The 9,829-nt window shown below is 66.8% G+C and carries 10 protein-coding genes and 1 pseudogene; 4 read left to right on the plus strand and 7 right to left on the minus strand.

Translation table 11 applies throughout. From position 1 onward, the window contains the following. Positions 1 to 90: 90 nt before the first annotated feature. Complete coding sequence (gene gatB, locus ACWDSI_RS20115; RefSeq protein ID WP_449757638.1) at positions 91 to 1,593, minus strand: Asp-tRNA(Asn)/Glu-tRNA(Gln) amidotransferase subunit GatB; 1,503 nt, start codon at positions 1,591 to 1,593, stop codon at positions 91 to 93. 159 nt (positions 1,594 to 1,752) lie between these two features. Between gatB and ACWDSI_RS20120 the strand changes: the two genes are divergently transcribed. Then, the gene (locus tag ACWDSI_RS20120; protein WP_449745113.1) at positions 1,753 to 1,983 is read left to right on the plus strand and encodes a PspC domain-containing protein; all 231 of its coding nucleotides are present in this window, start codon (positions 1,753 to 1,755) and stop codon (positions 1,981 to 1,983) included. On the opposite strand, the gene ACWDSI_RS20125 is transcribed toward ACWDSI_RS20120, so the two are convergent. The 5 genes from ACWDSI_RS20125 to ACWDSI_RS20145 form a co-directional block, all read right to left on the minus strand. Beyond that, a complete protein-coding gene (locus tag ACWDSI_RS20125; protein WP_449757639.1) occupies positions 1,937 to 2,167 on the minus strand; it encodes a hypothetical protein in 231 nt (76 codons plus the stop codon). The two genes, ACWDSI_RS20120 and ACWDSI_RS20125, sit on opposite strands and share 47 nt — an antisense overlap. Positions 2,168 to 2,367: 200 nt before the next feature. Beyond that, positions 2,368 to 3,402 carry a 6-phosphofructokinase gene (locus tag ACWDSI_RS20130; protein ID WP_449745115.1) on the minus strand — a complete coding sequence of 345 codons (1,035 nt, stop codon included), beginning with the start codon at positions 3,400 to 3,402 and terminating at the stop codon, positions 2,368 to 2,370. Positions 3,403 to 3,575: 173 nt separating this feature from the next. Continuing rightward, entirely contained in the window at positions 3,576 to 5,075 is a 1,500-nt protein-coding gene (gatA, locus tag ACWDSI_RS20135) for an Asp-tRNA(Asn)/Glu-tRNA(Gln) amidotransferase subunit GatA (RefSeq protein ID WP_449745116.1), read from the minus strand. Beyond that, the gene (gene gatC / locus ACWDSI_RS20140) at positions 5,072 to 5,386 is read right to left on the minus strand and encodes an Asp-tRNA(Asn)/Glu-tRNA(Gln) amidotransferase subunit GatC (protein WP_449745117.1); all 315 of its coding nucleotides are present in this window, start codon (positions 5,384 to 5,386) and stop codon (positions 5,072 to 5,074) included. Before gatC ends, gatA begins: the two co-directional genes overlap by 4 nt. A gap of 114 nt (positions 5,387 to 5,500) precedes the next feature. Beyond that, the gene (locus ACWDSI_RS20145) at positions 5,501 to 6,079 is read right to left on the minus strand and encodes an antibiotic biosynthesis monooxygenase (RefSeq protein WP_449757640.1); all 579 of its coding nucleotides are present in this window, start codon (positions 6,077 to 6,079) and stop codon (positions 5,501 to 5,503) included. A gap of 113 nt (positions 6,080 to 6,192) precedes the next feature. Here ACWDSI_RS20145 and ACWDSI_RS20150 point away from each other — a divergent pair, with 113 nt between their 5' ends. Together ACWDSI_RS20150 and ACWDSI_RS20155 are read left to right on the plus strand one after the other, a co-directional pair. Continuing rightward, positions 6,193 to 6,861 carry an amino acid-binding protein gene (locus ACWDSI_RS20150; RefSeq protein ID WP_449745119.1) on the plus strand — a complete coding sequence of 223 codons (669 nt, stop codon included), beginning with the start codon at positions 6,193 to 6,195 and terminating at the stop codon, positions 6,859 to 6,861. Positions 6,862 to 6,866: 5 nt separating this feature from the next. After that, positions 6,867 to 7,376, plus strand: coding sequence for an O-acetyl-ADP-ribose deacetylase (locus tag ACWDSI_RS20155; RefSeq protein ID WP_449745120.1), 510 nt, complete (start codon positions 6,867 to 6,869; stop codon positions 7,374 to 7,376). A gap of 21 nt (positions 7,377 to 7,397) precedes the next feature. Here the strand turns inward: ACWDSI_RS20155 and ligA are convergent, their stop codons facing one another. Next, the gene (gene ligA, locus ACWDSI_RS20160; RefSeq protein WP_449757641.1) at positions 7,398 to 9,536 is read right to left on the minus strand and encodes an NAD-dependent DNA ligase LigA; all 2,139 of its coding nucleotides are present in this window, start codon (positions 9,534 to 9,536) and stop codon (positions 7,398 to 7,400) included. Positions 9,537 to 9,593: 57 nt separating this feature from the next. Here ligA and ACWDSI_RS20165 point away from each other — a divergent pair. After that, positions 9,594 to 9,731, plus strand: a pseudogene (locus tag ACWDSI_RS20165) (MmcQ/YjbR family DNA-binding protein); the annotation flags it as partial. Between the last annotated feature and the right edge of the window lie 98 nt (positions 9,732 to 9,829).

Here is a 9,829-nt window from a genome sequence, read left to right on the forward strand (position 1 = left end):
AACGACCGCAAACACCCCTTCGTGTGGACGAAACCGGTCGAGGAGATTCTCAAGAAAGCTCAACCGAAAACCAACTAACGAAACGCGACACTAGCTGCAGGCGGCCAGCACCAACTCTTTGACCCGTGCCGGATCTGCTTGCCCCCGAGTTGCTTTCATAACATCTCCGACGATCTTGCCCGCGGCCTGCACTTTGCCGCCGCGGATCTTGTCGGCGATGTCGGGGTTGTTGGCGAGCGCCTCGTCCACTGCCTTCTGCAGTGCGGAGTCGTCACGGACCACCTCGAGTCCGCGGTCGGCGACGATCTGTTCGGGTTCACCCTCACCGTCGAGCACCGCAGTGGCGACCTGCTGCGCCAGCTTGGTGGTGAGCTTGCCGTCGTCGACGAGGCCGATGATCGTGGCCACCTGCGTGGGCGTGATCACGAGGTCGGCGAGTTCGACGCCGCGGGTGTTGGCCTGCTGCGCGAGGAACGACACCCACCAGCCGCGGGCGGCCTCGGGGGCCGCACCGGCATCGACGGTCGCGATGATGAGGTCGATCGCCCCGACATTCACCAGGTCGCGCATCACCTCGTCGGACACGCCCCACTCCTCCTGGATGCGCGCGCGCCGCAGCCACGGCATTTCGGGCAGTGTGGTGGCGATCTCGGCGACCCAAGCCGGGTCGGGCACCACCGGCGGCAGGTCGGGTTCGGGGAAGTAGCGGTAGTCCTCCGCGGTCTCCTTGCGACGACCCGGCGACGTGGTGCCGTCGGTCTCGTGGAAGTGGCGGGTCTCCTGCACCACCTCACCACCGGCGGCGAGCACCGCCCCCTGCCGCCGCATCTCGTAGGCGACGGCCACCTCGACACTCTTGAGCGAGTTGACGTTCTTCGTTTCGGTGCGGATGCCGAATTCGGTTGCGTCCTTACGCATCAGCGAGAGGTTTGCATCGCACCGCAGCGAACCCTGGTCCATGCGCACGTCGGAGACGTCGAGCGCCTTGAGGAGATCGCGTAGCGCGGTGACGTAGGCACGGGCCACCTCGGGAGCACGAGCACCGGCGCCGACGATCGGTTTGGTGACGATCTCCACCAGCGGAACACCCGCCCGGTTGTAGTCGAGCAGCGAATGGTCGGCGCCATGGATGCGGCCGGAACCACCGATGTGCGTCGACTTTCCGGTGTCCTCCTCCATGTGCGCGCGTTCGATGTCCACGCGCCACTCGGTACCGTCGGCCAACACCAGATCGAGATGACCGTCGGACGCGATCGGCTCGTCGTACTGCGAGATCTGATAGTTCTTGGGCTGGTCGGGATAGAAGTAGTTCTTCCGGGCAAAGACGCTCGACGGACGGATCGAGCAGTTCAACGCGAGTCCGATCCGGATCGCGTACTCGATGGCCGTGGCGTTGGCCACCGGCAGCGACCCCGGTAGGCCGATGCAGACCGGGCACACGTGAGTGTTGGGATCGGCGCCGAAGGTCGTCGGGCATCCGCAGAACATCTTGGTCGCAGTACCGAGTTCGACGTGCACCTCGAGCCCCATGACCGGGTCGAAGTCGGCGACCACCTGGTCGTAGTCCATCAGTTCGGCGGCAGCGGCTGTCATGCCGACCAGTTTATGCCGACCACCCGCGACCGTCCGGGCGGGTCGTCGGCCGCCAGGACCCGGGTCGGGATCAGGGTGAACCCGGATGTCACGGCGTCGAGTCACGCCTAGCGTTGTTGGTGTGGGTGAGCGCCCACACGAGAAGCGAAAGGTTCCACGATGACCTCCCCGACCCCCTACCCCTCAGCGCCGGTTCCGGCACCCCAGAAGCGGCTGATGCGATCACGGTCGGATGCGTGGATCGGCGGTGTCTGCGGCGGGCTCGCCCAGCGGTACGGCTGGGACCCGACGCTGATTCGCGTGCTGTTCGTGTTGTCGGTCCTGCTGCCCGGCCCGCAGGTGCTCATCTATCTGATTCTGTGGCTGGTGATCCCCCGCGAGCCGGCCTGACGTCGACCGTGCCCAGATCCGCGTCGAGCGTGCCCATTTCGACGTTGAGCGTGCCCACTCCCGCGTCGAGCGTGCCCACTCCCGCGTCGAGCGTGCCCACTCCCGCGTCGAGCGTGCCCATTTCGACGTAGAGCTTGTTCCCTCCACTGATCGAGCTTGTCGAGATCACATCGATTCTCGCCATTGGTGGTTTCGACAAGCTCAACCAGCGGGGGGAAGGCACGCTCAACCAGCGGGGAAAGCACGCTCAACCAGCGGGGAAGGCCCGCTCGACGGGATTGTGGGCACGCTCGACGGGATTGTGGGCACGCTCAACCGGAATCTGGGCACGCTCGACCGAAATGTGGGCACGCTCGACGCGGATCTGGGCACGCTCGACGCGGTCTACCCGAAGATGACGCGCATCTCCTTGTACTGGTCGGCGGGAACCTGCTTGTGGTTGGCCAACGCCTGGTCGAAGGTGGTGCGTTCCACCTCGGTACCTCGCAGCACCACCATCTGACCCCAGCCCTTGTCGGCGATCAGGTCGGTGGTGGCCATGCCCAGCCGGGTGGCCAGCACCCGGTCGAAAGCGGTGGGCACACCACCGCGCTGAATATGGCCGAGCACCGTTGCACGCGTCTCGATACCGGTGCGTTCCTCGATGAGCGGTGCCAGCACCTCGCCGATGCCGCCGAGCCGCGGGCGGTTGAATCCGTCGAGGCCCTTGACCGAGTACTCCTCTTTCATGTCGGGGAGTTTGAAACCCTCGGCCACCACCACCATCGGCGAACGGCCGCGGTTCTTCACGCTGGTCACCCACGCGCAGATCTGGTTGAGGCTCTCGGGCTGTTCGGGAATGAGGATGGCGTGCGCGCCGCCGGCGATACCGGAATACAGCGCGATCCAGCCGGCGTGCCGACCCATCACCTCGAGCACCATGCACCGCTTGTGTGAGTTGCCGGTGGTGCGCAGCCGGTCGATCGCCTCGGTGGCGATCTCCACCGCGGTGTTGAATCCGAACGTGTAGTCGGTGGCGTCGATGTCGTTGTCGATCGTCTTGGGTACGCCGACGATGTTGATGCCGTCTTCGTAGAGCCGCTTGGAGGCCGACGCGGTGCCCTCGCCGCCGATGGCGATCACCCCGTCGATACCGAGGTTCTTGAGGACCTTCTTGATGTTGTCTGGACCACCGTCGGGCTCGGAATACGGTCCGAATCGGCTGGTACCGAGGATCGTGCCACCCTGGTTCGACAGACCGCGGACCGTGGTGCGGTCGAGTTCGATGATGTCGCCGTAGACCAGCCCGTACCAACCGTCGCGGAAACCGACGAACTCCTGTCCGTAGACGGTCTCACCCTTGAGAACCGCGCCGCGGATCACCGCGTTGAGACCCGGGCAATCGCCTCCGGAGGTGAGGATGCCGTATCTCTTGCCCATGGTGTGACGACCCTTTCGATGGCCCGGTGCGGATGCACCCAATCTAGTGGCCACCGCAGGCTTGTGCCGGACGACCGCGAGACCCGACTGACCCCTCTTGGTCGTCACCACGACCATCCGCCGGGCTCGTCACACGACGTTGCACCGCCCGATCCCGTGTGTTCGCCGGAAGGTCAACCCAATGGGCCGCGCGCCGCCTCGTAGGCAGCGCCCACCCGGTAGAGGCGGTCGTCGGCAAGCGCCGGCGCCATGATCTGCAGCCCCACCGGCAAACCGTCGTCGGCCGAGAGTCCCGACGGCACCGACATCGCGGCCACACCGGCCAGGTTGACCGGCAACGTGCACAGGTCGAACAGGTACATGGCCAGCGGGTCGTCCACCTTCTCCCCGATCCGGAAGGCGGTGGTGGGGGTGGTCGGCGAGATCAACACGTCGACGCTCTCGAAGGCGGCGGCGAAATCGCGCGCGATGAGGGTGCGCACCTTCTGGGCCTGCCCGTAGTAGGCGTCGTAGTAGCCCGACGAGAGGGCGTAGGTGCCGATCATGATGCGCCGCTTGACCTCCGGGCCGAACCCGGCCTCGCGGGTCAGTGCCATCACCTCTTCGGCGCTGTGGGTGCCGTCGTCGCCCACCCGCATGCCGTAACGCATCGCGTCGAAGCGGGCGAGGTTGCTCGACACCTCCGACGGCAGGATCAGGTAGTAGGCGCCGAGGGCATAGCTGAAGTGCGGGCACGACACCTCCACCACCTCGGCGCCGCGTTCGGTGAGAGCGGCGACGGCAGCGTCGAAGGAAGCAAGCACGCCTGCTTGGTAGCCCTCACCCTGCAGTTCGGTGACCACCCCCACCCGTACTCCGGCCAGATCCTGTTCGGCACCCGCGCGGGCCGCACCCACCACGTCGGGAACTGCCACGTCGATCGACGTGGAGTCGCGGGGATCATGTCCGGCGATCACCGAGTGCAGCAGCGCGGTGTCGAGGACGGTGCGACCGCACGGCCCGCCCTGATCGAGTGACGACGCGCACGCCACCAGCCCGTAGCGCGAGACGGTCCCGTACGTGGGTTTGACGCCGACGGTGGCGGTGACCGCCGCGGGCTGGCGGATCGAGCCGCCGGTGTCGGTGCCGATCGCCAGGGGCGCCTGATACGAGGCCAGTGCCGCGGCGCTGCCGCCACCGGAGCCACCCGGGATGCGCGTGGTGTCCCAGGGGTTGCGGGTCACCTGGTAGGCGGAGTTCTCGGTGGAGCTGCCCATCGCGAACTCGTCCATATTCGTCTTGCCGAGGATGGGGATCCCCGCGGCGCGCAGGCGTTCGGTGACCGCGGCGTCGTACGGCGGCACCCATCCTTCGAGGATCTTCGACCCGCACGTGGTGGGCGCGTCGGTGGTGGTGAAGACGTCCTTGAGTGCCAGTGGCACACCGGTGAGCGGCGAGGTGGCCGTGCCGGCGGCGATCGCGTCGTCGGCAGCTTTGGCGGCCACCAGTGCCTCGGCGCTGCTGACGTGCAGGAATGCACCCAGGGTGTCGTCGATCTCGGCGATCCGGTCGAGGTGGGCGGTGGTGACCTCCACCGATGACAGTTCGCCCGACGCGATCTTTTCGCCCAGTTCGGCTGCGGTCAGTCCGGTGATCTCACCGGCCGTGCGGGTGGCGGGAGTCTGCTCGGTCACTGCTCCTCCCCCAGGATCTGCGGCACGGCGAAACGGTCCTGCTCGACGGCGGGCGCCCCCGACAGCGCCTGTTCGGTGGTCAGCCCGGGGACCACGAAGTCGGGTCGCAACACGTTCGCCAGCTGCGCCGGGTGCGCGGTGGGCGGCACATCGTCGGCGGCCACCTCGGAGACCTGCGCCACGTGGGTCAGGATCGAATCGAGTTGCTCCGCGTACAGGTCGAGTTCGGAGTCGCTCAGCGCGAGCCGCGACAGCCTGGCCAGATGCGCGACCTCGTCGCGCGAGATGGCCGCGCCGGATCCGTCAGACATCTTCAGATCACGTCCTTTCACTCCGGCGGCATTCGCGACGCCGGCAACCCCACCAAGCCTAGGCGACCACCCGGAGACGACGATCACCGACCGAGGTGCGGAAAACCGCCGCCTTCAGCCCAGCCAACGTTTGAGGCGCGCGGTGATCCAGGGCAACACGAAGTACACCATCAGTGGCGTGTTGATCAGCGTCGCGATCAGGGTCTTGAGCACCAGTGGAAGGTCGCCGAGGTGCGCGATGACCAGGAAGTTGATGGCCAGCGACATCGGAAAGAAGCCGAGCCAGATGGTGATCGCCTGCTTCCATCGGGGCGGCGGGGCACCCACCACGCGAACCGCGTTGGTGAGATTCGACTGGGGCTCGAACCATCCTTCGATGCCCGACAGACGATGGGTGGCGTACTCCACGGCCATGCCTTCTCCCCTGTCGAGCCATGCCCTGCGCACCGGCGACGAGTTCCAGTCGTCGAGCGACTTCTCGTCGGCGAATCGGTACACCACGTAGTACTCGTCGGGATGACGTGTGGAGCGTAGCCAGCCGCCACCGAGGAAGCCGGGAAACGTCCGCGCCAGTGCGATGCCCGCATCGGTCCAGGTGATGAAGTCATGTTCGCGCCCGGATTCGATCCGGCGCGCCACCGACGTCGTCACATGATCTGCGCCGGCCTCGTTTCCGTCGGGGGTCTCGGCCACCTGCACGAGTCTAGGGACGTCCGACGGTCACCGCCCGGTACGGACCGCCCGGTGCCACGAGTGGCTCCCCGCACCACCGGCGCCCCGAGCGGACCCGCTGCGCCGATGCGAGAATGTCGGTCGTGTCCTACCTGCTTCGGGTGTACCTCAAGGATCGGCCGGGCAGTCTCGGCCTGCTCGCGGCACAACTGGGCTCGGTGGGCGCCGACATTCTCTCTCTGGAAGTGGTCGAACGCGGCGACGGCTACGCCGTCGACGATCTCGTGGTGGACGTGGCCCCGGGTTCGCTGCCCGACGGGCTGATCACCGCCGCCGAACGCGTCAAGGGCGTTCGCGTCGATTCCATACGGCCGTATTCCGGGATGCTCGACACGCATCGGGAGTTGGAGCTGATCGATCAGGTGGCCACCGCCGAGCGTGATCGGTTGCAGATCCTGGTGGACAACGCCCCGCGCGTGTTGCGCGTCTCGTGGGCGATGGTGGTGGCCCGCGGTTCGCACGGGGTGCTGCAGTTGTTCGGCAGTTCCGGGGCGCCGGAGACTCCGCTGACCACCGCCGACTGGCTACCGCTCGACCATGCCGCGCAATTGGCTCCCGATGGGGCGTGGGTGCCCGCCGCCTGGCAGGAGATGGATACGAGGATGGCCGCGGCACCGCTCGGTGACGGGTCAAAAGCGGTGTTGCTGGGCCGAATCGGCGGTCCCGACTTCCGGCCGTCGGAAATCGCGAGGCTCGGCTATCTGACCGGCATCGTCAGCACCGTGCTGCGCAACGGGGAGTGACGGCGATGGTGTCGATCGATCTGGTTCACGGAGACATCACCCGTCAGGATGTGGACGCGATCGTCAATGCCGCCAACTCGTCCCTGCTCGGCGGCGGCGGTGTCGATGGCGCCATCCATCGCCGCGGCGGCCCGGCGATCCTGGCCGCCTGTCGCGAACTGCGGGCAACCCGGTTTCCCGACGGTCTGCCGACCGGACAGGCCGTCGCCACCACCGCAGGCGATCTGGCCGCCCGGTGGGTGATTCACACCGTCGGTCCGGTGTATTCGTCGCGCGCGGACCGAAGCGCACTGCTGGAGTCCTGCTACCGCGAATCACTGCGTGTCGCAAATGAACTCGGCGCCCGCTCGATCGCCTTCCCGGCCATCTCGACGGGCGTGTACGGATGGCCCATGGTCGACGGCGCCCGTCGCGCGGTGACCGCCGTGCGCGAGTCGGACACGCCGATCGACACAGTGCGTTTCGTGCTGTTCGACGACGTGGCCTTCGCGGCGTTCACCGATGCCCTGACCTGAATCCCGATGTGGGGCAACGCCTCAGTCCGGATTCTCCTCGGTCGCCTGCTCCTCCTCTGTCGCCGGGCCCTCGCCGGTCGCCAGCAGGTGTTTGAACGCGCCCTCGTCCAGGATGGGCACCCCGAGTTGTTCGGCCTTGGCCGCCTTGCTACCCGGTGAATCCCCCACCACCACGTAGTCGGTCTTCTTCGACACCGAGCCCGAGGCCTTGCCTCCCCGTTGCAGGATGGCTTCCTTCGCGCCGTCGCGGGAGAAGTCCTGCAACGATCCGGTCACCACCACGGTCTTGCCCTCCAGGGTCCGCGGAATCGACTCGTCACGCTCGTCCTCCATGGAAACACCTGCGGCACGCCACTTCTCGACGATCTCACGGTGCCAGTCGACGGCGAACCAGTCGTGGATGCTCTGCGCGAGGGTCTCGCCGAGACCCTCCACCTCGGCGAGTTGGTCGGTGCTCGCGTCCTCGATCGCCTGCAGGGAGCCGAATTCCGTTGCCAGCGAACGCGCGGCGGTGGGGCCGACGTGGCGGATCGACAACGCGACCAGCACGCGCCACAACGCGGCATCCTTGGCGTTCTCGAGGTTGGCCAGCAGCCGGGCGCCATTGGCGGAGAGCGCTCCGTTCTTGGTGGTGAACAGATCGGTGCGAAGCAGGTCGTCGGCGGTGAGCGAGAACAGATCACCCTCATTGGTGATCACACCGGAGGTGAGCAGGGCGGTGGCCGCCTCGTACCCGAGGGCCTCGATGTCGAAGGCGCCGCGCCCGGCGAGGTGAAAGAGCCGTTCGCGCAACTGCGCCGGGCAGGTCTCGGCGTTGGGACAGCGGATGTCGACGTCGCTGTCCTTTTCCGGTCGCAGCTCGGCGCCGCATTCGGGACAGTGCGTGGGCATGACAAAGGCTCGCTCACTGCCGTCACGCAGGTCCACCACCGGTCCGAGGACCTCCGGGATCACGTCACCGGCCTTGCGAATGGTGACGGTGTCGCCGATCAGCACGCCCTTGCGGCGAACCTCGGACTCATTGTGCAAGGTGGCCCGCGACACCGTCGAACCCGCCACCAACACCGGCTTCATGAACGCGAACGGGGTCACCCGTCCGGTGCGTCCGACACCGACCTTGATGTCGAGGAGTTCGGTGGTGGCCTCCTCGGGCGGATATTTGTAGGCGATGGCCCAACGTGGTGCTCGGGAGGTGGACCCCAGTCGGCGTTGACGGGCGAGGTCGTCGACCTTGACCACGATCCCGTCGATCTCGTGCTCCACGTCGTGGCGGTGCTCGCCCCAGTAGGCGATCTTGTCCAGGATGGCGTCGACGCCGTCGACCTTCTCCGTGTGCGTGGACACCGGCAGCCCCCACGCGCCGATCGCGAGGTAGGCCTCGTGCAGGGAGGTGGGACGCCATCCCTCAGTGTGCCCGATCCCGTGGCAGATCATGCGTAGCCGGCGGCGCGCGGTGATCTGCGGGTTCTTCTGCCGCAGCGATCCGGCCGCCGAGTTGCGGGGATTGGCGAACGGCGGCTTGCCGTCGGCCACCAGAGACGCGTTGAGTGCTTCGAAATCCTCCACCCGGAAGAACACTTCCCCGCGCACCTCGAGCACGTGGGGAAGCGGATACTTCTCGGTGCCGGTGAGTCGCTGCGGCACGTCTTCGATGGTGCGCGCGTTGAGCGTGACGTTCTCCCCGGTGCGTCCGTCACCGCGGGTCACGGCATGGTCGAGCACGCCGTCGAGGTACACCAGGGCCAGCGCCACCCCGTCGATCTTGAGTTCGCACAGGTACTCGGTGTCGGCGCCGACCTCGTCGGACACCCGTGACACCCATGCCCGCATCTCGTCGGCGTCGAAGACGTTGTCCAGGGACAGCATTCGTTCGAGGTGGTCGACCGGCGTGAACGCCGTGGAAAACCCGCCGCCGACGAGTTTGGTGGGCGAATCGGGCGTCGCGAGTTCGGGGTGATCGTCCTCGAGTTGCTGTAGCCGGCGCAGCAGCTTGTCGAATTCGCCGTCGGTGATGATCGGGGCGTCTTTGACGTAGTAGCGGAACTGATGGTCGCGGATCTCTTCGGCCAGTTGCGACCACTGCTCGCGCAGATCGCCGCTCGGGTCCCTGGTGTCCCCGTCCTCTACCACGCCGTCCCCTGCCGCGCCGTCCTCTGCCACGTCACGAGCCTATCGGAGGGGTCGGACATCATTGGCCGGTCACATAGCCTGGACGTCGTGGCGCACCCCATCATGTTCGACGATTCCGACCCGCATCTGATCCGGGTGCGCGAGATCGCGCTGGCGCTGCCCGATGCCGTCGAGAAGGTGGCGCACGGCAGGCCGACGTTCCGATGCGGAAAGATGTTCGGCAACTAATGTCGCGTGTCGTTAATTAGTTTATGGTTCGTGGTTTGAGAGAATTGGCTATGGCGAATTCTGCGGCCCCGGCTCTTGGCCTGCGTGATGGTGAT

This window comes from Gordonia sp. NPDC003429 (assembly GCF_053588575.1).